Consider the following 20,491-nt stretch of genomic DNA (forward strand, 5'->3'; position numbering starts at 1 on the left):
CGGGGCATCGGGAGGTCTGATGGCAGTCGACACGGGGGCGGCACGCTCGTACGAGGTGTCCGTTCCCTTCCGGGCGGGGACGGAGGGCTATGCGAGCTACCGGATCCCGGCGGCCGTGCTGGCCCACGACGGCACCGTCCTCGCCTTCGCCGAGGGGCGGGTGAACTCCTCCGCCGACGACGGTCATATCGACCTCGTGCTCAAGCGGTCGGCCGACGGCGGACGGACCTGGGGCGCCTTACAGGTCGTGGCCCGCAACGGCGACGGAACGGCGGGCAACCCCGCCCCCGTCGTCCTCGACGGCGGCCCGGACGACGGCCGCGTCCTGTTGGTGCACGTCCGCAGCGCCGCCTCCGCCACCGAGGACCGGATCCGGCGCGGCGAGGTGAGCGCTGCCGACGGGCGGCGGGTGTGGCTGACGTACAGCGATGACGGCGGCGCGAGCTGGAGCGGGGCCCGCGAGATCACCGCGAGCACCAAGCGGCCCGAGTGGCGTTGGTACGCCACCACCCCCGGCCACGCCCTCCAGCTGCGGTATGGCCCCCACGCGGGCCGGATCGTCATCCCCGGCAACCACTCCCTGCCCCCGACCGTCCCCGGCGACAACGGCACCGAGGGGCGGTACAACGGCGGCCACGACCTGCTCAGCGACGACGGCGGCGCCACCTGGCGGATCGGGTACGTGGACGACAACCCCGACGACTACATCAACGTCAACGAGACCACCGCCGCCCAACTCCCGGACGGCCGGGTCTACTTCAACACCCGTACCGACGCCAGCGCGCCCGGTACCCGCGCGGACGCCCACTCCGGCGACGGTGGCGCCACCCTGGACCTCCCCTTCCGGCCGCAGGCCGGTCTGGTCGCCCCGGTGGTGGAGTGCAGCGTGCTGCACCTCGGCGAGCCGGACGCACTGCTCTTCTCCGGCCCCGCCGACCCCGCGTACCGGGCGCTGATGACCGTCCGCACCAGCCGTGACGGCGGCGTCACCTGGCGGCCGGCGCACACCGTGGACGGCCTGCCCGCCGCCTACTCCGATTTGGTCCGGCTCGACGACGCCACGGTCGGACTGCTCTACGAGACCGGCGACTTCAGCGCCTACTCGACCATCACATTCCGGCGCATACCTATGAAGGAGCTGGTATGAGCGACACCACAAGAAACGGGAACACCTGGCCGCACGGCACACCGCGCCGTACGGTCCTCGGCGGCGCGGCCGCCGCGGCCGCCGGATTCGCCCTCGCGGGCTGCGGCTCGGACGACGACGGGGGTGATGGGCCCAAGGGCCGCAAGAAGGGCGAGAAGATCACCCTGACCTTCTGGTCCTGGGTGCCGGGCATCGACAAGCCCGTCGCCCTGTGGAACAGCAAGAACCCGGAGGTGCGGGTCAAGGTCGAGAAGGTCTCGGCCGTCGACGGCGCCCAGTACGCCAAGATGCACGCCGCCATCAAGGCGGGCAATCCGCCGGACCTCGGCCAGATCGAGTACCCGGTCGTGCCCAGCTTCCTCGTCGACAACGGGCTGCTGGACCTGACCAAGTACGGGGTCGCCGACCACAAGGACGAGTTCGTCGGCTGGCAGTGGCAGCAGTCCGTCTTCGGCAAGGGGGTCTACGCGATACCGCAGGCGTCCGGCCCGATGGGACTCTTCATCCGACAGGACCTCTTCGAGAAGTGGGACATCGAGCCGCCCACCACCTGGGACGAGTACCAGGAGGCGGCCACCGCGATCCGTAAGAAGGGCGCCTGGATCGAGACCTTCTCGGCCACCAACGGCAACCGCTTCGCGGGACTCGCCTGGCAGGCCGGGGCGCGCTGGTTCGGCACCGAGGGGGACACCTGGATCGTCTCCATCGACGACGAGGCCACCCGTAAGGTCGCCGACTACTGGTACGAGTTGGTCCGCGGGAAGCTCATCAAGACCATCCCGGACCGGCAGAACGCCTGGTACAAGGATGTCCAGACCGGCGGTATCGCCTCCTGGCTCGGCGCCAGCTGGGGCGACGCCCTGCTGGTCGGCAACGCCCCCAAGACCGCGGGCAAGTGGCGCGTGGTGCCCATGCCGCAGTGGAAGAAGGGCGACGCCGCCCACGCCAACTGGGGCGGCTCCACCACCGCGGTCTTCGCCAAGACCAAGTACCCCAAGGACGCGCTGGCCTTCGCGGTCTGGCTCAACACCGACCCCGAGTCGATCAAGCTGCTGATCGAGAACGGCTATGGCACCCCGGGCGCCAAGAAGGGCTACACCACCTCCCAGCTCGATGTGCACAAGGACTTCTTCGGCGGCCAGGCGTACAGCAAGGTCTTCGACGAGGCGAGCAAGGGCGTGGACACCAGCTGGAAGTGGGGTCCCGCCACGGACACCCTCTACCAGCGGCTCGGCGACGCCTTCACGGCGGCCATCGGGGACGGGTCCGACTTCCGCTCCGTACTGAAGAAGGTGCAGAGCCAGACGGTCGCCGACCTGAAGGAAAAGGGCCTCCAGGTGAAGGCCGGGTGAGGCGGATGAACGGGGCGCGGGGGAGCGGGCTGCGGAGGAGCGGAGCCCCCCGCCGCCTGACCAGGACCGAGGCCCGCAGCGCCCGGGCGGCGTCCGGCTTCCTGCTGCCGTTCCTCGCGCTCTTCCTCCTGTGCTTCATCGCCCCCATCGCGTACGCCCTCTACGAGAGTCTGCTGAAGGTCGAGCGCACCGGGCCGCTGGGCCTCGGCGGCGAGACCAAACAGGTGTGGGCGGGCCTGTCCAACTACGTCCACGCCCTGGAGGACGACCGGTTCACGGCGGGCTTCGGGCGGGTGCTGCTCTTCGGCGCCGTCCAGATCCCGTTGATGATCGTCTTCGCCACCGCGCTGGCGCTGCTGCTGGACGCGGCGTCCGCGCGCTGGGTCGGCTTCTTCCGGACCGCCTTCTTCCTGCCGTACGGCGTGCCCGGGGTGATCGCCTCGATCCTGTGGGGCTTCCTCTACGTCCCCGGGATCAGCCCGCTGGTGGAGATGGCCGATTCGATGGGCTGGAACGTGGACTTCCTGGGCCGCGGAGCGGTTCTGTGGTCCATCGCCAACATCGTCACCTGGCAGTTCACCGGCTACAACATGCTGGTGCTGATCGCCCAGCTCAAGGCCGTCCCCGGTGAGCTGTACGAGGCGGCGCGGATCGACGGGGCCAACGCCTGGCAGGTGGCCCGGCACATCAAGCTCCCGCTGATCCGGCCCGCGCTCGTGCTCACCACCGTCTTCAGCCTCATCGGCACCCTCCAGCTCTTCGCCGAGCCGAAGGTGCTCAAGCCGCTGAGCAACTCCATCGACTCGGGCTACACCCCCAATCTCTCCGCCTACAACGAGGCGTTCACCAGCAACAACCAGCACATCGCGGCGGCCGAGGCGGTACTGCTCGCCCTCGTCGCCTGCGTACTGTCCTTCGGCTTCCTGAGGCTCGTGGGACAGCGGGAGAAGGACGGCGAGAGCGGATGAGCGAGAGAAACGACCTGCCTGGTGGGGTGGTCGCCGATGAGTCCGGGGGCCAGGCCGCGCCCGGGGGTGAGGCCGCGCCCGGGGGTGAGGCCGAGGCGGTCCCGCCCGACGACCGGCCCGGGGGCCGACCAGGGGATCAGTCCGGCGACCGGCCCGGTGCGGGCCGGTCCCCCGGCCGCGCGGCGAAGGGCCGGGAGGGTCTGGCACCCCCCTTGCGACACCGGATCATCACCTCCTCGCTGCTCACCGTCGCCGCCCTCTACTTCCTGACCCCCGTCTACTGGCTGGTGGTCTGCTCCACCAAGTCCAGCAGCGACCTCTTCGGAACCTTCGGCTTCTGGTTCCACGACCCGCACCCGCTGGACTATCTGCACCAGGTGCTCACCTATGACGACGGCATCTACGTGCGGTGGTTCGCCAACAGCCTGATGTACGCGGGCGTCGGGGCGCTCGCCGCCACCCTGCTGTCGGCCGCGGCCGGTTACGCCCTGGCCAAGTACCGCTTCCCCGGCCGGGAGGGCGTCTTCAACGTCATCCTGGCCGGAGTGCTGATCCCGGGCACGGCGCTCGCCCTCCCGCTGTATCTGCTCTTCAGCGAGATCGGCCTGGCCAACACCTACTGGGCCGTGCTGATCCCCAGCGTGGTCAGCCCGTTCGGGGTCTATCTGTGCCGGATCTACGCGACCGCGGCCGTGCCGGACTCCCTCCTGGAGGCGGCGCGGATCGATGGCGCGGGGGAGGCCCGGATCTTCTCCACGCTGGGGCTGCGGCTGATGACCCCGGCGCTGGTGACCGTCTTCCTGTTCCAGTTCGTACACATCTGGAACAACTTCTTTCTGCCACTGGTCATGCTCTCCGACTCCGACCTCTATCCGATCCAGCTCGGTCTGACGTCGTGGCAGGGGTACGCGGACCGGCAGCCGGAGCTGTACCAGTACACGGTCGGCGGGGCGTTCCTGTCCGTGCTGCCGCTGATGGTGCTGATGGGTGTGCTCCAGCGGTACTGGCGGACAGGGCTGACGGAGGGGAGTGTCAAGGCGTAAGAGACGTCACCCTGAAGGTGGCCGCGGTGCGTGACAGGATCACTGTCATGACAACTCCTGATGCCACTCCTGATGCCACGAACTCCGCGTCCGACGCCCCCGCGAAGGAGGTCCCCGCGAAGAAGGCCCCGGCCAAGGACCCTTGGGACCTTCCGGATGTGTCCGGCCTGACCGTCGGTGTCCTCGGCGGTACCGGCGACCAGGGCCGTGGCCTCGCCTACCGGCTGGCCAGGGCGGGTCAGAAGGTGATCATCGGCTCCCGTGCCGCCGAGCGCGCGCAGACCGCGGCGCGGGAGCTGGGCGGCGCGGAGCTCGGGATCGAGGGCGCGGACAACGCGGAGTGCTCGCGCCGCAGCGACATCGTCATCGTCGCGGTCCCGTGGGACGGCCACGCCAAGACGCTGGAGGGGCTGCGCGAGGAGCTGGGCGGCAAGCTGGTCATCGACTGCGTCAATCCGCTGGGCTTCGACAAGAAGGGCGCGTACGCGCTGCGGCCGGAGGAGGGCAGCGCGGCGGAGCAGGCCGCCGCCCTGCTGCCGGACTCCCGCGTCACCGCGGCCTTCCACCACCTCTCGGCCGTGCTGCTGCAGGACCCCGGGGTCGAGCAGATCGACACCGATGTGATGGTCCTGGGCGAGTCGCGCGCCGACACGGATGTGGTCCAGGCGCTCGCGGCCCGCATTCCGGGCATGCGCGGGGTCTTTGCGGGCCGCCTGCGCAACGCCCACCAGGTGGAGTCCCTGGTGGCCAATCTGATCTCGGTCAACCGCCGCTACAAGGCGCATGCGGGCTTGCGCGTCACGGACGTCTGAGGACGGCTGTGGGCATGCCCGCACTGGGGTCGGCGGGGGTCCCCGCCCGGGGCGCCTGGGGTCGGCGGTGGTCCGCGCCCGGGGTGTCGGGGGTCCGCGCCCGGGGCGCCCCGCCCCCTCCGGCGGCGCATGGGGGACAATGTCGGGGAGCGACACACCCCCCGACAGGAGCCGACCCCATGCCCCGCCTCGCCCTCTACGCCCTGGCCGTCTGCGTGCTCGCGATCGCCGCAGCCGTCGTGTCCTTCGCGCGGGGGAGCTTGCTCGGCATCGTCTGGATCCTGATCGCCGGTATCTCCTCCAACATGGCCTGGTACTACCTCCGCAAGACCCGCGCCGACCGAGCGACCACCCACGAGGGCGAGGGCGCCACGGGCTGAGCCTCCGGCCGCGGCTGGCCAGGCGCCCCTACGCGCCGAATCCGGTCATATCGGGCTCACCCTGCCAAAAGCGGAAGAATTCCCGACCCCAATAGGTGTCCCATTCCGATACGCCCAAAGCCCGCAGCACCGCGTCGATCGCCTCGAAGAACACCTGGTTGACCCCGGGTATCCACAGGATCCCGAACACCGCGAGCAGCCCGAACGGCGCGTACGGCTCGACCTGGCGCCGGATGCGGTGCGACAGCCACGGCTCGATCACTCCGTACCCGTCCAGCCCCGGCACCGGCAGGAAGTTCAGGATCGCCGCCGTGACCTGGAGCAGCGCCAGGAAGGCGAGCGCGAAGCGGAAGAGCTCCGGCACCCGGTCGGTGGCGCCGAGCCAGAACGGCGCGGTCAGCGCCGCCGCGAACAGCACGTTCGTCAGCGGCCCCGCGGCCGAGATCAGGCTGTGCTTCCAGCGCCCCCGGATCCGGTGCCGCTCGATGAACACCGCCCCGCCCGGCAGCCCGATCCCGCCCATGATCACGAAGATCACGGGCAGCACGATGCTCAGCGCCACATGGGTGTACTTCAGCGGGTTCAGGGTCAGATAGCCCTTCGCGCCGATCGTCAGATCCCCGCCGTGCAGCGCGGTGCGCGCATGGGCGTACTCATGCAGACAGAGGGAGACGATCCAGCCCGACACGACGAACAGGAACACGGCGAAGCCGGGGCTCGCGGAGTACTCCGTCCACACGGCCCACGCGGACACGACCATGATCGCGAACAGACCGAGGAAGACGGGGCTGATGCGCCGGTCGCGGCGGCTGATGGCGGTGGTCATCGGGTGGGGTCTCCATACACGTACGGGCTGGTGAGCGCTGAGCTGGTGAGCGCTGAGGGGGAAACGACGGACAGTGTGCGCGGAGTTCCGGTCAATGGGGAGCAGAGCAGACGTGATCAGCGCCACGCGCCCGCGGCCACCCGGCGCCCTCGGCTCGGCGCCCTCCCCGTCGGCGCCGTTCCCGACGGCATCGTTTCGTCGGCGCCGTTCCCGCGTGTCCGAGGCCGATGCCTCGCCCCGCGGGCCATCCATCAGAATGGGCCCGTGCGCTACGGCATACTCGGCACCACCCAGGCCCGCCGCGACGACGGCACCCCCGTGGACGTCGGCGGGGTACGGCTGCGTGCGCTGCTTGCGGCGCTCGCGCTGGAGCCCGGGCGGGCGCGGACCACCGGGGCGCTCATCGGGGAGATCTGGGACACCGATCCGCCCGCCGACGAGCACGGCGCGCTGCAGGCGCTGGTCGGGCGGGCGCGGCGGGTGCTCGGCAAGGACGCCGTGGAGTCCGTACCGGGCGGGTACCGGCTGAGCGCCGACCCCGACGACATCGATCTGCACCGCTTCGAACGGCTCGCGGAGGAGGGCGCCCGCGCCCTCGCCGACGGCGATCCGGTCAAGGCCGTCGATCTGCTCGACGCCGCACTCGGGCTGTGGCGCGGGCCCGCGCTCAGCGATCTGCCCGACGCCGCCGCGCCCGCCGCCCGCGCCGAGGCGCGGCGGCTGGAGGCGCGGCGCGCCCGGTTCGCCGCCGACCTCGCCCTCGGTCGCGCCGACCGCGCCCTCCCCGCGCTCACCGCGCTCTGCGACGCCCACCCGCTGGACGAGCCGCTGCACGCACTGCGCATCCGCGCCCTGCGGGACGCGGGCCGGGTGGCGGAGGCCCTGGCCGCGTACGAGGCGATCCGTACGGAGATCGCCCACCGTCTGGGCGCCGACCCAGGGCCGGACCTGCGGACGCTCCACGCCGAGCTCCTCACGCTGACCGCCGGCGAGCCCCCCGCTCCGCCGGAGTCCGTACGGCCTGGTTCGGGGGCTTCCGGCCCTGGCTCGGCGGAATCCGTACGGGCCGGTTCGGCGGCGCCCAGTCCTGGTTTGGCTGAGTCCGCACCGGCTGGTTCGGGGCGGCCCGGCTCTGGTTCGCCGGAGTCCATATCGGCTGGTTCGGGGTTGGCGGGTTCCGGTTCGGCGGGGTCTGCATCGGCGGGTTCGGGGGCGCCCGGTCCCGGTTCGGTGGAGTCCGTACGGGCTGGTTCGGGGTTGGCGGGTTCCGGTCCGTCGGGGTCTGCATCGGCGGGTTCGGGGGCGCCCGGCTTTGGTTCGGCGGGGTCTGCATCGGCGGTTCGGGGGCGCCCGGCTTTGGTTCGGCGGGGTCTGCATCGGCGGTTCGGGGGCGCCCGGCTTTGGTTCGGCGGGGTCTGCACCGGCCGGTTCGGGGGCGCCCGGCTTTGGTTCGGTGGAGTCCGTACGGGCCGGTTCGGGGGCGCCCGGCTCCGGGGCGGCGGAGTTCGTACCGGGCGGTTCGGGGGTGCCCGGCCGCGGTTCGGCGGGGGGCGTGGCGGGCGGGTCCGCGCGCGTTCGTGGGGGGAATCTGCGGGCCCGGCTGACCAGCTTCGTCGGGCGCGAGACCGATCTCGCGGCGTTGCGCGGCGATCTGGCCGAGCACCGGCTGGTCACCCTCCTCGGGCCCGGCGGGGCCGGGAAGACGCGGCTGTCGCAGGAGGCCGCCGAGGCGGTCGCGTCCGGCTGGCCGGACGGGGTGTGGCTGGCCGAGCTCGCGCCCGTGGACGACCCCGAGACCGTTCCGGAGACGGTCCTCAGCGCGCTCGGGGCGCGCGAGACGGTCATCCTCGGCACGGCGGCCGAGGGGCTGCGAGCCGCCGCCGACCCGACCCTGCACGATCCGCGTGCCCGGCTCATCGAGCACTGCGCCCCGCGCCGGATGCTGATCGTGCTCGACAACTGCGAACACCTCGTGACGGCCGCGGCCCACCTCGCCGAGTCCCTGCTCGCCCAGTGCCCCGGGGTCACCATCCTGGCCACCAGCCGGGAACCCCTCGCCGTCCCGGGCGAGTTGGTGCGGCCCGTGGAGCCGCTGCCCGACCCCGTCGCGCTGCGGCTGCTCCAGGACCGGGGCGCGGCGGCCCGGCCCGGGTTCCGTACCGAGGACGACCCGGCCGCGTGCGCCGAGATCTGCCGCCGCCTCGACGGGCTGCCGCTGGCGATCGAGCTGGCCGCCGCGCGCCTGCGGCTGCTCACCCCGCGCCAGCTCGCCGACCGGCTGGACGACCGCTTTCGCCTTCTGACCAGCGGCAGCCGTACGGCGCTGCCCCGCCAGCAGACCCTGCGCGCGGTCGTCGACTGGTCCTGGGGCCTGCTCGACGCCCCCGAACGCACCGTGCTCGCCCGGCTGTCCGTCTTCGCGGGCGGCTGCGGACTGGCCGAGGCGGAGGCGGTGTGCGGGGACAGCCATGAGCACAGGCAAGACGACAGGCAAGACGACAGGCAAGAGGGCAGCGAAGAGCGTGCCGGAGTCGTGGATCCTCGCGATGTGGCCGCCCTCCTCGGTTCCCTTATCGATAAATCGCTTGTGGTCACCGCGCCCGGGGCCGCCGACGGGGAGATGCGCTACCGGCTGCTGGAGACCGTCGCCGAGTACGCGGCTGAGCGGCTGGACGAGTCCGGCGAGCGGGCCGTGGTCGAGCGCCGCCACCTGGTCGCCTACCGGGAGCTGGCCCGTACCGCCGACCCGCTGCTGCGCGGCCCGGCACAGCGCCGCTGGCTGCTCCGGCTGGAGACCGAACACGAGAATCTGCGCACCGCGCTGCGCCGGGCCGTGGCCGCCCGCGACGAGCAGGAGGCGCTGTGCCTGGTGCTCTCGCTCGGCTGGTTCTGGCACCTGCGCGGCCATCGCGTCGAGGCCCACCACTGGGCGACCGCCGCGGCCGAGCTCGGGCCGAGCCCGTTCACCCCGCCCGTGACGCCCGCGCCGCCGCTCCACGTCAGCTGTATCGCCGCCCCGCCGCCGATGGAGCCCGAACCGCTGGAGGAGGCGCGGCGCGGGGTGCGGCTGTTCGCGCTGTCCACCATCGAGGGCGACCTCCAGGCCATGGTGGGCAGCGGCACCCGGCGCGAGCTGGAGGGCATCGTCTCCGCCTACCGCCCCGGGCTGCCCCAGACCTGCCGTCTCCCGGGCGTCCTCTGGTTCTTCGCGGTGATCCTCAAAGGTGACTTCGCCCTGCTGCGCGGGATGGCCGACGAGGCGGTGCGCACCTGCCGGGAGCTGGACTACGCGTGGGAGCTGGCGTTCAACCTCCAGCTGCGGGCCAGGGTCCACAACGAGCGCGGCGGCGAGCACGAGGGCGCGATCCGCGACGCCGACGAGGCCCTGGAGATCTTCCGGCGGCTCGGTGACGTATGGGGCACCGCGGAGGCGCTGGCCGGTCGGGCCGAGACCCGGGAGCAGCGCGGCGAGGGCGCGGCCGCGGCCGAGGACTACCGTGCGGCGATCCGCTGCGCCCAGGAGCTCGGGGCCCATGAGCAGGTGCTGTTCCTCCGCTCCCGGCTGGCCGGGGTCTTCGTGGAGCTGGGGGACGATGAGGAGGCCGCGGAGGGCGAGCGGATCCTGCGCGAGGTGGTCGGTCAGCGGCAGCACATGGGCGCCGAGGCGCTGTCGTACGCCCGGATCCACCTGGCGCTGCGCTGCGGGTCCACGGGCCGTCCCGCGGAGGCACGGGCCCTTCTCGTCACCCTGCACGGGGAGTTCGAGGGCCGGTCGCTGCCTCTGTTCGCGGGCCTGGTGATGGGGATGCTGGCCTGGCTCGACCTGCTGGAGGGGCGGCCGGGCGACGCCCTGGAGAACGCGCGCGGCGCGCTGGCGAAGTCCACCGGGCCGATGACGGACCTCATCGCGCCGTACATCCCGGTGACCCAGCTGCTCACCGGGGCCGAGGCGCTGAGCGCCCTCGGCGGCGCCGGGCGGGCCGGGACCGCGGCGCGGCTGGTGGGGGCGTACGACGTGCTGCGCACGACGCGGTACCACCGGAAGTCCGCCATCGAGCGGACGGGCCGGGAGCGCACCGAGGCTGCGGCGCGGGCCGGGCTCGGGGACGCCGCGTACGAGCGGGCGTACGCCGAGGGCACGGGCCTCACGCTGGAGGAAGCCACCGCGCTGGTGTGAGCGGGCGGGCGAGGTCATGGCGCTGGTGTGAGTGGCGAGGCCACCGCGCTGGTCTGAGCGGGCGAGGCCACTGCCCTGAGCTGATCGGGCCCGCCCAGGGCACGGTCTGAGCGGCCCCGCCCGCTGCCCGGCGGCAAGGGCCCGCCCGGGCCGCGAGCCCCGGCCGGGGCGGCGGCAACGGCAACAGGCCGGGCACGTCCCACGGGGAGATGCGCGCCCGGCCGGTGGCTCGCCGGTGTCTCGGGTCCGCGGGCCGTCAGCTCGTCTTGATGCGGAACCTGCGCACCGCGAGCGGCGCCACGACCACCGTGAGGGCCACCGCCCAGCCCAGGGTCACCATCACCGGTTCGGCCACCGCGCCATGGCCGCTGGTCAGCGCCCGTGCGGCGTCTGCGAGCCGGGACAGCGGGTTGTACTCGGTGAAGGACTGCAGCCACCCCGGCATGGTGGCGGTCGGGGCGAAGATGGACGAGCCGAACTGCAGCGGCATCATCACCATGAAGCCCAGACCGCTGACCGCCTGCGGAGTGGGCATCGACATCCCCAGCAGCATGAAGATCCAGGTCAGCGAGGATCCGAAGAGCACGGACAGCACCACCGCGAACACCAGCTCCAGCGGGCCGGTCTCGAGCTCGAAGCCCATGATGAAGCCCATGATCAGCAGGATGAGGGTGGACACCATCATCCGGCCGCTCTCCACGATCAGCTTGGCGATCAGCACCGAGGAGCGGGCGATCGGCATGGTGCGGAAGCGGTCCATGACGCCCTTGCTGAAGTCGTCATTGACACCGATGCCGATCGACATCGCGATGTTGAGCCCGCCCATCGCCATCAGACCGGGAATGAAGTAGTTGACGTACTCGGAGCGGTTGCCGCCCGTCATCGCGCCGCCGAAGACATAGGTGAACAGCAGCGCGAAGACGATCGGCTGGGCCAATGCGTCGAACATCGCGAACGGTTCGTACCTGATCTGCATGACGTTGCGCCGCACCAGCGCGCCGATGTGGCGCAGATTGGCGCGGGGGCCGATCCGGCCGTCGTTCTTCCCCCTCAGGGGCGCGGTCATCGTGGCGGTACTCACGCGGGGACCCCTTCCAGCTTCCTGTCGTCCTGCGGGGCGGACGCCCTCCGGCCGGTGATGGCCAGGAAGACCTCGTCCAGGCTGGGCAGTTGGGTGTGGATCCCGGAGATCGCGAAGCCGCGCTCGGCGAGCAGACCGATCAGGGCCGTCAGCTGTTCGTCACTGGCGATGACCACGTTCACCTGGCCCTCCTCCACATCGGCGATCGCGCCGCCGATGCCGTCGAGCCCCGCCTGGCTGATGGCGCCGACCATGCGGTGCAGCTCACCGGGGTCGGACGGACGGATCTGCAGGGTGCGGCCGCCGGTCTTGGCCTTGAGCTCGTGCACCCGGCCGCTGGCGATGACCCTGCCCCGGTCGATCACCGTCAGATTGTCGGCCAGCTGCTCGGCCTCCTCCATGTACTGGGTGGTCAGCAGCACGGTCGCGCCGTCGTTGACCATCCGCCGGACCTCGTCCCACACCTCGTTGCGGGAGTGGGGGTCCAGACCGGTGGTGGGCTCGTCCAGATAGAGCACCGACGGCCGCCCGATCATGGACGCGGCCAGGTCGAGCCGGCGGCGCATACCGCCGGAGTAGGTGCGCACCCGCCGCTTGCCCGCCTCGGTGAGCGAGAACCGCTCGAGCATGGCGTCCGCCCGGGTGCGCGCCTCCTTGCGGGAGAGGTCGAGCAGCCGCCCGATCATGTAGAGGTTCTCCCAGCCGGGGAGCTTCTCGTCGACCGATGCGTACTGCCCGGTCAGCCCGATGGTGCGGCGCAGCTGCCGGGGCTGGCGCACCACGTCGTACCCGGCGACCACCGCGGTGCCGGCGTCCGGCACCAGCAGGGTGGACAGACACCGGACGACGGTCGTCTTACCGGCGCCATTGGGGCCCAGCACCCCCAGGACGGTGCCCTCGGGCACGTCCAGATCCACTCCGTCGACGGCCTTGGTGGCACCGAAGTGCTTGACCAGCCCCCGCACTTCGACGGCGTTGCCGTCCCTGATCCTGTGTTCCCGTCGCGTCATGCAGCCCACGGTGGCAGCCGTCACCGACAGACCACCGACAAGCGGCAGACAGCCCGCCGACGGGGGAAGATCGGCGGGCTGTCGTTGTACCGCAGTGGCTCGTGGTGTCCGACGGGACTCGTGGTGTCCGACGGGACCCGGGGTGCTACGGCTGGTCCGGCGGGTCTTTCCCCTCCCCGCCCCTTCCCGGCACCTGACGCGTCGGACGTCCCCTACAGGCGCCCGTCGGAGACACCTAGTGGAAGGAGTGCTCCTCGGCCGGGTAGGCCCCGCCGACGACGTCCTCCGCGAAGGACCGCGCCGCGTCGCCCAGGCCCTGCCGCAGCTGGGCGTACTGCTTGACGAAGCGCGGCACCCGGCCGTCGGTCAGGCCCGCCATGTCCGTCCACACCAGCACCTGGCCGTCGCAGTCCGGACCGGCGCCGATGCCGACCGTGGCGATGTGTAGCGACCGGGTCACCTCGGCGGCCAGCTCGGCCGGGACCAGCTCCAGGACGACCGCGAAGGCGCCCGCGTCCTGGACCGCCTTGGCGTCCCGGAGCAGCTGCTGGGCCGCCTCCTCGCCGCGCCCCTGGACGGGGTAGCCGCCGAAGGCGTTGACGGACTGCGGGGTCAGGCCGATGTGGGCCATGACCGGGATGCCGGACTGGACCAGCAGCTCGATCTGGTGGGCGGAGCGCTCCCCGCCCTCCAGCTTCACCGCGCCCACGCCCGCGTCCTTGACCAGGCGGGTGGCGTTGCGCAGCGCCTGTACGGGGCCCTCCTGGTACGAGCCGAAGGGCAGGTCGCCGACGATGAGCGCGCGCCGGGTGCCGCGGACCACGGCGGCGGACAGCAGCGCCATCTCGTCCATGGTGACGGGCACGGTGGTCTCGTAGCCCAGATGGCAGTTGCCCATCGAGTCACCGACCAGCAGCACCGGGATGCCCGCCTGGTCGAAGACGGACGCGGTCATCGCGTCGTAGGCGGTGAGCATCGGCCACTTCTCGGCGCGCTCCTTGGCCGCCGCGATGTCGCGGACGGTGATGCGGCGGGAGCTCGTGCCCCCGTAGAGCGCCTTCTCGGGCTTCTCGGACTGCTTTCGCGCAGGATCGACGTGCGTCATCGCTACGGCTCCTGTTCATCATCTCGAGGCGCCCTGACGGCGTCCCCGGACCAATCCCATGCTGGCACGGCTCCTGCCGGGACGAAAGTGGGCCCGGACCGTGCGGGCGAGTGGCCTTGACCACCTTCCGCGGGCCCGTTCACGGGCCGCTCCACGGGTCCGTCCACCGGCCCGTCGGCCCGTCTGCCCGTCGGCTCAAAAGCCTCGCAAAGATTTTCTAATACGAGACGGCCTCGTATCGTAAGTCGCCTAGCCTGGGCGGTATGGCAACCTCACCCAGCGCCCAGGGCGCGCCGGCCGGATCCGGTGTCCCTGAGGCGATCCACCGCAGGCGCTGGGCGATCCTCGTCGTCCTGATGTTCAGCGTGCTGGTCGTCGTCCTCGACAACTCGATACTCAACGTGGCGATGAAGACCATCGCCTCGCCGAAGCCCACCGGGCTCGGCGCCACCCAGAGCCAGCTGGAATGGGCGATCAACTCCTACACGCTGGTCTTCGCCGGGCTGCTGTTCACCGCGGGGATCCTCGGCGACCGGATCGGCCGCAAGAAGGTCCTGCTCGGCGGGATGGCGGTGTTCGGCATGGGCTCGGTGCTCGCCGCCTTCTCCGGGTCGCCCGGTGAACTCATCGGCTTCCGGGCGCTCATGGGCCTCGGCGCCGCCTTCGTGATGCCCGCGACCCTCGCCATCCTGGTCAATGTCTTCGAACGCGAGGAGCAGGCCAAGGCGATCGGCATCTGGGTCGCCGCGGTGGGGCTGGCCATCGCCATCGGCCCGATCACCGGCGGACTGCTGCTCGAGCGCTTCTGGTGGGGTTCGGTCTTCTTCGTCAACGTACCGGTGGTGATCGTCGGGCTGATCGCGATGGTGGTGCTCGTCCCCGACTCCAGGGACCCCGCGCCCGGCCGGGTGGACCCGCTGGGCGTGCTGCTGTCCGTGGTCGGGCTCGTCCTGCTGGTCTACGGCATCATCAAGGGCGGCCAGCTCGCCGACTTCACCGACGCCCAGGTGCTGGGCTCGATCATCGCCGGGCTCGTCGTCCTGGTCCTTTTCGTGGTGCACGAGAAGCGCAGCGACCATCCGGCCATCGACGTCGGCTACTTCCGCAACCCCGCCTTCTCCGCCGCCATCGCCGCCGTCGCCCTGGTCTTCTTCGCCCTCATGGGCGTGACCTTCTTCATGGTCTTCTACACCCAGAGCGTGCGCGGCTACAGCGCGCTCCAATCCGGGCTGCTGATCCTGCCGCTGGCCGTGGCGCAGCTGATCTTCGCCCCGCGCGCCCGGCTGGTCGTCGAGCGGTTCGGCGCCCGCGCGGTGTGCACCGGCGGGATGCTGCTGGTGGCCGCCACCATGTCGGGATTCCTGCTGCTGGGCGTGGACACCCCGATCGTCGTGCTCGAGGTGCTGTTCTTCGTCCAGGGCACCGGAATGGCCCACATCATGCCGCCGGTGACCACCGGGATCATGCAGGCGCTGCCGCGCGAGAAGGCGGGCTCCGGCTCGGCGCTCAACAACACCTTCCGGCAGGTCGGCGGCGCGCTCGGGGTCGCGGTGCTGGGCTCGGTGCTCTCCGCCGCCTACCGCGAGCGGATCCGGGACACCCTGGCCGCGGTGCCCGGGCTGCCCGACTCCGTACAGCGCTCGGCGGGCGAGTCCGTCGAGGCCACCATGGGGGTCGCCGAGAAGCTGGGGTCCAGGGGGCAGGCGCTGGTGGGCCCGGCCCAGGACGCCTTCGTCCACGCCATGCACATCGCCGCCCTCGGCTCGGCGGGCGTCGCCGTCCTCGGCGCGCTGGTGGTGCTGGCCTTCCTGCCCGGCAAGGAGGGCCCCGGCCGGGCCCCCGACGACGGGCGGCCGCGGGAGCGGAAGGGGGCGTCGGCCGACCGATGACCGCACCGGAGAGCTCCGCGCCCAGGCTCCGCGGCCGTCCCCGCAGCCCCGCCACCGACGCCGCGATCATCGAGGCCGCGCTCCGGCTGCTGGAGGAGGGCGCCTCGGTCGGCGGACTTTCGATCGAGGGGATCGCCCGCGAGGCGGGGGTCGGCAAGGCCACCGTCTACCGTCGCTGGCCCGATAAGAACGCGCTGCTGCTCGATGTGCTGCGCTCCCTGGAGGAGCCCGGCCCCGAGCCGTCCGGGGTCTCGGTGCGCGACGACCTCGTCGCCATCCTGGAGTTCATGCGCCGCCGGGGGCTGGCCAAGCGCAACTCCGCCCTGCTGCGCAACGTCATCACGCAGATGCACGCCCACCTGGAGCTGTGGCGGGCGTACGACGAGACCGTCATTGAGGCCCGCCGCACCGCCCTGCGCGCCGTACTGCGCCGCGGCCAGGAGACCGGTGAGATCCGTACCGACGTGGATCTGGAACTGCTCGCCGACCTGTTCACCGGGCCGATGCTGTCCCGCGCGATCCTGCACGAGTGGAAGGAGCTGCCCGAGGGCCTGGCCGAGCGCATCGTCGACGCCGTGCTGCACGGGGTGGCGCCCGCGCCGCGCGCGGACGCCCCCGGCTGACACCTCCGGTCGGTTGACGCTCGCGGCGGTTACGCCGCGGCCCCGGGCTACTCCAGAACGACCTCGGTGCCGGTCAGGTCCACGCCGGTGTCGGTGCCCCGGTTGCTGCTCACGATCTGTACGGCGTCGATCTGGGCGTCGGCCGGGACGCCGTCCGGATGGCCGAGGTCGGCCGCGTACCGCTGGGCCAGGGCACGGAACTCGACGCTGATGTGGCTGCTCACCCCCGCGGGGAGCTGTTCCGGAGCGGCGACGGCGACCCGGCACCCGCCGGTGTCGCAGTGCCTCCACAGGACGCCGTCGGGCGGCGGGGCCGGGGCGTCGGGGTTGAAATGCACCACGGAGATCACGTTCTTCTTACGGGCCCCCTCGGGGCCGTAGCCGTAGATCAGGTCGGTGGTGAGCGACGCCCGGTGCTCGGACGCACAGGCGTAGACGCCGCCGTCGCTGACCCGCGCGTCGTACGAGACCCGCAGCGCGGAGCCGTCGGCGAGCCCGTACGCGCCGCCGTCCGCCCTGCGGCGGAAGGAGGACGAGGGGTACTCGTACGCGAAGGCCACCTCGCGCAGGGTGCACGGATCGGCCGTCGCGCGGGCGCTGTTGCGCAGCGAGACGGTCAGCGGGGCGCCCTCCGCCCCCGCCACCTGGACGTCGTACCCGGGGAACTTCCGGAAGTCCCCGCTGTCGGGGTCCGGGGTCTTCTGGTAGTACCAGCCCACGGTCAGGAACTTCCACGCCGGACAGGCCGGGCCCCAGGGGCCGGTGTGGCCGAAGTCCGCGCAGGCCGCGTCCACCCGCTGGGGGTCGTCCAGGGCGGAGCAGCCCGAGGTGTCCTTGAGGGGATTGGGCGCGTGGCCGGGCGGCTCGGGGTCGTAGTGCTCCTCCTGGACGGCGTAGCAGCGGTGCCGCGGGCCGTCGTCGAACACGATGGGGGTCCCGGCCGAAGTCCGCGCGGACGCGGTGGGCAGGGACGGCCCGAGGGGGAGGACAACGGCGAGTGCCAGGACCAGTGCCAGTGCCAGGGCCGGGGCGCTGGGGCGCCATCTCATCGGCGACTCCCCTTCCAGGGGCGGTGGTTGGTGGGCGGGTGGCGTCGGGGCTGCGGGCGCGGGCGCGCCCACGTCACTATGCGGGCGCGGCGCGCGCGGGCGCATTGGACGGACGTCGGAGCCTCTTGCACAAACGTCGTGGACAAGCGCTTTGCACGAACGCCTCGCACGAATGCCGTGCACCGATGCCTTGCCCGAACGTCGGCCGACGGCGGGGTGGCGGATATGTGCCTGTTGTGTCACAACACCCCGTCCCGGGGCCGGGACGGGGAACTCGGGGCCGTCGCGCCGTCGTCCTCGGACGGGGGAGCGCCCCCACCGGTCGTCCTTGCGCGGGGGCACGCGGGGGCGTCGGGAAAAGCCCTGGTCATCACCTAGGGTCGTAGTCCAAGGCGCGGCAGTTGAGGCAGTGAGGGACAGCGAATGACGCAGGCGTACACGCAGGAGCCGGGTCAGCTCGGGGACACGCCCCGGCAATCGGGCTCCCGGATCGGCCGCCTGTTCGACCGGTTCCGGTTCCGGCTCCGGAACGATCGCGGCCTCTGGCGGCGCGGGCTGGTGCTGGCGGCGCTCGCGCTCCTGCTCACGCTGGTCATGATCTTCCACGCCGACATCCCCAACCGGGTGGGCAACCTGGGCTCGCTGCTGGAGACCTTCCTGCCGTGGCTGGGCCTGTTCCTGCCGGTGCTGCTGGTGCTCGGTCTGGTGCGGCGGTCGGCCAGCGCGGTGCTGGCGCTGGTGCTGCCCGTCGGCGTCTGGCTGAACCTCTTCGGCGGGCTGATGTTCTCCGACAAGTCCGGCGGCGGCGGTGAGCTGACCGTCGTCACCCACAACGTCAACGCGGAGAACGCCGATCCGACCGGCACCGCGAAGGACGTGGCCGCCTCGGGTGCCGATGTGGTGGCCCTCGAGGAGCTGACGGTCCCGGCCGTGCCGGCGTACGAGCGGGCCCTGGCGGGCACCTACCGCTACCACACCGTGCAGGGCACGGTGGGGCTGTGGAGCAAGTACCCGCTGTCCGGCACCAAACCGGTGGACATCAAGCTGGGCTGGACGCGGGCGCTGCGCACCGCCGTCGCCACCCCGCGCGGTGAGGTCGGCGTCTACGTGGCCCATCTGCCCTCGGTGCGCGTGAAGTTCAACGCGGGCTTCACCGCCGGGCAGCGCGACGGCAGCGCCGAGGCGCTGGGCCAGGCCATCGCCGAGGAGCCGCTGAAGAAGGTGGTCCTGCTGGGCGATCTGAACGGCACGATGAACGACCGTGCGCTCGCTCCCGTCACCGCGCAGATGCGGTCCGCCCAGGGGGCGGCGGGCGACGGCTTCGGCTTCAGCTGGCCCGCGTCGTTCCCGATGGCGCGGATCGACCAGATCATGGTGCGGGGGCTGGATCCGGTGTCGGCGTGGGCGCTGCCCAGGACCGGGAGCGATCACCTTCCGCTGGCGGCGTCGGTCGACTACTGAGCTGAGCCGTATGGGCTCGCCGGGTGCCCCGTGAGCCATGTCACGCGGCACCCGGCGAGATCTTACGTGCCGTTCATCTGCGGGATCTGCTTGGGAACATTCCGCGTGAGAGACTTTGTTCAGCTAGAGAACATATGCATCCCTGCACGTTTCTCCTTCGTTTGAAAGGTCTCTCATGCCCCTGGCCCTGCTCGCCCTTGCTGTGAGCGCCTTCGGCATTGGTACTACGGAATTCGTGATGATGGGCCTGCTGCCCAATGTCGCGCATGATCTGGGCACCTCGGTGCCCACGGCCGGATACCTCGTCTCCGCGTATGCCATCGGGGTCGTGGTGGGCGCTCCGCTGCTGACCGCCCTCGGTTCCCGTATCCCGCGCAAGCGGATGCTCGTGTTGCTCATGGCGCTCTTCACGGTGGGCAACCTCGCCTCCGCCCTCGCCCCCACCTTCGGGCTGCTGATCGCGGGCCGGGTGCTCGCCGGGCTGCCCCACGGGGCGTTCTTCGGCGTCGGCGCGGTGGTCGCCGCGCGGCTGGTGACCGAGGACCGGCGGGCCCGGGCGGTGGCCACCATGTTCCTCGGGCTGACCATCGCCAACATCGTCGGCGTCCCCGTGGCCACCCTGCTCGGCCAGAACCTCGGCTGGCGCGCGACCTTCCTGGTCGTCGCCGCGATCGGGGTGGTCGCCATGGCCGCGCTCGCCCGGCTCGTGCCGCGGATCTCCCACGAGCAGCACGGCGGGCTGCGCCAGGAGCTCGGCGCGCTGCGCGACCGCCAGGTGCTGCTGGGGCTGCTCACCGCCGTCTTCGGCTTCGCCGGTGTCTTCGCCGTCTACAGCTATCTCGCCTCGATGATGACCGAGGTCACCGGGTTCGGTGAGTCGACGGTCACCCTGGTGCTGGCGCTGTTCGGCATAGGCATGACGCTGGGCGCCCTGATCGCCGGTCCGCTGACCGACCGGGCGCTGCGGCCGACGCTCTACGGCTCGCTGGCGGCGCTGGCCGCCGTGCTGGTGGCCTTCGACTTCACGGTGCATGTGAAGTGGGCGGCGCTGGTGTCGGTCGTGGTGCTGGGTGCGGTGGGCTTCATGACCACCACCCCGCTCCAGATGCTGGTGATGAACAAGGCCCAGCACGCCCCGACGCTGGCCTCCGCCTCCAACCACTCCGCCTTCAACCTGGCCAACGCCGGTGGCGCGTGGCTCGGCGGCGCCGCCATCGCGGCGGGCTGGGGCTGGACGTCCCCGACGCTGGTCGGCGCGGTGCTCGCGGTGCTCGGCCTCGCGATCGCCGTCGTCGCGGGCCTGACCGACCGCGCCACCCCGGCAGGCGGCTCGCGGGTCGTCGCGAGGCGCGAGGCGAGGGCGGAGCTGTCGGAAGTGGGCTGACCTGCGGACGGCTGGCCAGGGGGTCCTTCCCCTCCCCGCCCCTTCCCGAACCATGGGCTTCGCCCCTAGCCCCGAACCATGGGCTTCGCCCCCGGCCCCGAACCAGGGGCTTCGCCTCCAGCCCCCAACAGGGGCTTCGCCCCTAGCCCCGATGGCCCGTCCCCCGTCCCCTGTCCCCCCGGCC

16 protein-coding genes and 1 pseudogene are annotated in these 20,491 nt (G+C 71.9%); 12 read left to right on the forward strand and 5 right to left on the reverse strand.

Features of this window, described 5'->3' with window-relative positions; genetic code table 11:
* The first annotated feature begins 19 nt into the window (after positions 1–19).
* From VT50_RS28690 to VT50_RS28715, 6 genes are all read left to right on the forward strand, one after another.
* Positions 20–1,147 (forward strand): sialidase family protein, encoded by a 1,128-nt coding sequence (locus VT50_RS28690; protein WP_046084470.1) that lies wholly within the window; start codon positions 20–22, stop codon positions 1,145–1,147.
* Positions 1,144–2,499: an ABC transporter substrate-binding protein gene (locus VT50_RS28695; protein ID WP_046084469.1), complete on the forward strand. Its 1,356-nt coding sequence runs from the start codon at positions 1,144–1,146 to the stop codon at positions 2,497–2,499. Before VT50_RS28690 ends, VT50_RS28695 begins: the two co-directional genes overlap by 4 nt.
* A gap of 5 nt (positions 2,500–2,504) precedes the next feature.
* On the forward strand, positions 2,505–3,467 hold the full coding sequence (locus VT50_RS28700; protein WP_046084468.1) for a carbohydrate ABC transporter permease: 963 nt from the start codon (positions 2,505–2,507) through the stop codon (positions 3,465–3,467).
* Positions 3,464–4,510: a carbohydrate ABC transporter permease gene (locus VT50_RS28705; protein WP_240529346.1), complete on the forward strand. Its 1,047-nt coding sequence runs from the start codon at positions 3,464–3,466 to the stop codon at positions 4,508–4,510. Before VT50_RS28700 ends, VT50_RS28705 begins: the two co-directional genes overlap by 4 nt.
* A 47-nt stretch (positions 4,511–4,557) precedes the next feature.
* Positions 4,558–5,322, forward strand: a complete 765-nt coding sequence (gene npdG / locus VT50_RS28710) for an NADPH-dependent F420 reductase (RefSeq protein ID WP_046084467.1) — start codon at positions 4,558–4,560, stop codon at positions 5,320–5,322.
* 179 nt (positions 5,323–5,501) lie between these two features.
* Positions 5,502–5,702: a hypothetical protein gene (locus tag VT50_RS28715; RefSeq protein WP_046084466.1), complete on the forward strand. Its 201-nt coding sequence runs from the start codon at positions 5,502–5,504 to the stop codon at positions 5,700–5,702.
* A 28-nt stretch (positions 5,703–5,730) separates the two neighbouring features.
* Here the strand turns inward: VT50_RS28715 and VT50_RS28720 are convergent, their stop codons facing one another.
* Entirely contained in the window at positions 5,731–6,528 is a 798-nt protein-coding gene (locus tag VT50_RS28720) for a site-2 protease family protein (RefSeq protein ID WP_046084481.1), read from the reverse strand.
* Positions 6,529–6,792: 264 nt separating this feature from the next.
* On the opposite strand from VT50_RS28720, the pseudogene VT50_RS40655 reads away from it, so the two are divergent.
* Positions 6,793–7,659, forward strand: a pseudogene (locus tag VT50_RS40655) (AfsR/SARP family transcriptional regulator); the annotation flags it as partial.
* A 394-nt stretch (positions 7,660–8,053) separates the two neighbouring features.
* Positions 8,054–10,705 carry an ATP-binding protein gene (locus VT50_RS28725; protein ID WP_476714584.1) on the forward strand — a complete coding sequence of 884 codons (2,652 nt, stop codon included), beginning with the start codon at positions 8,054–8,056 and terminating at the stop codon, positions 10,703–10,705.
* Positions 10,706–10,961: 256 nt separating this feature from the next.
* Here VT50_RS28725 and VT50_RS28730 read toward each other — a convergent pair whose 3' ends face one another.
* The 3 genes from VT50_RS28730 to panB all read right to left on the reverse strand — a co-directional run bounded on the left by VT50_RS28730 (position 10,962) and on the right by panB (position 13,901).
* Positions 10,962–11,771 (reverse strand): ABC transporter permease, encoded by an 810-nt coding sequence (locus VT50_RS28730; RefSeq protein WP_046084465.1) that lies wholly within the window; start codon positions 11,769–11,771, stop codon positions 10,962–10,964.
* A gap of 11 nt (positions 11,772–11,782) precedes the next feature.
* A complete protein-coding gene (locus VT50_RS28735) occupies positions 11,783–12,796 on the reverse strand; it encodes an ATP-binding cassette domain-containing protein (RefSeq protein ID WP_046084464.1) in 1,014 nt (337 codons plus the stop codon).
* Between the two features lie 235 nt (positions 12,797–13,031).
* The gene (panB, locus tag VT50_RS28740) at positions 13,032–13,901 is read right to left on the reverse strand and encodes a 3-methyl-2-oxobutanoate hydroxymethyltransferase (RefSeq protein ID WP_046084463.1); all 870 of its coding nucleotides are present in this window, start codon (positions 13,899–13,901) and stop codon (positions 13,032–13,034) included.
* 263 nt (positions 13,902–14,164) lie between these two features.
* Between panB and VT50_RS28745 the strand changes: the two genes are divergently transcribed.
* On the forward strand, positions 14,165–15,790 hold the full coding sequence (locus VT50_RS28745; protein WP_046084462.1) for an MFS transporter: 1,626 nt from the start codon (positions 14,165–14,167) through the stop codon (positions 15,788–15,790).
* Positions 15,787–16,413, forward strand: coding sequence for a TetR/AcrR family transcriptional regulator (locus VT50_RS28750; RefSeq protein ID WP_046084461.1), 627 nt, complete (start codon positions 15,787–15,789; stop codon positions 16,411–16,413). Before VT50_RS28745 ends, VT50_RS28750 begins: the two co-directional genes overlap by 4 nt.
* A gap of 47 nt (positions 16,414–16,460) precedes the next feature.
* Here the strand turns inward: VT50_RS28750 and VT50_RS28755 are convergent, their stop codons facing one another.
* Positions 16,461–17,462 (reverse strand): hypothetical protein, encoded by a 1,002-nt coding sequence (locus VT50_RS28755; protein ID WP_046084460.1) that lies wholly within the window; start codon positions 17,460–17,462, stop codon positions 16,461–16,463.
* A gap of 423 nt (positions 17,463–17,885) precedes the next feature.
* On the opposite strand from VT50_RS28755, the gene VT50_RS28760 reads away from it, so the two are divergent.
* Positions 17,886–18,923 carry an endonuclease/exonuclease/phosphatase family protein gene (locus VT50_RS28760; protein WP_046084459.1) on the forward strand — a complete coding sequence of 346 codons (1,038 nt, stop codon included), beginning with the start codon at positions 17,886–17,888 and terminating at the stop codon, positions 18,921–18,923.
* Positions 18,924–19,098: 175 nt separating this feature from the next.
* Positions 19,099–20,307: an MFS transporter gene (locus VT50_RS28765; RefSeq protein WP_046084458.1), complete on the forward strand. Its 1,209-nt coding sequence runs from the start codon at positions 19,099–19,101 to the stop codon at positions 20,305–20,307.
* Positions 20,308–20,491: the final 184 nt, after the last annotated feature.

The sequence above is a fragment of the Streptomyces antioxidans genome (assembly GCF_000968685.2).
Classification (GTDB): domain Bacteria; phylum Actinomycetota; class Actinomycetes; order Streptomycetales; family Streptomycetaceae; genus Streptomyces; species Streptomyces antioxidans.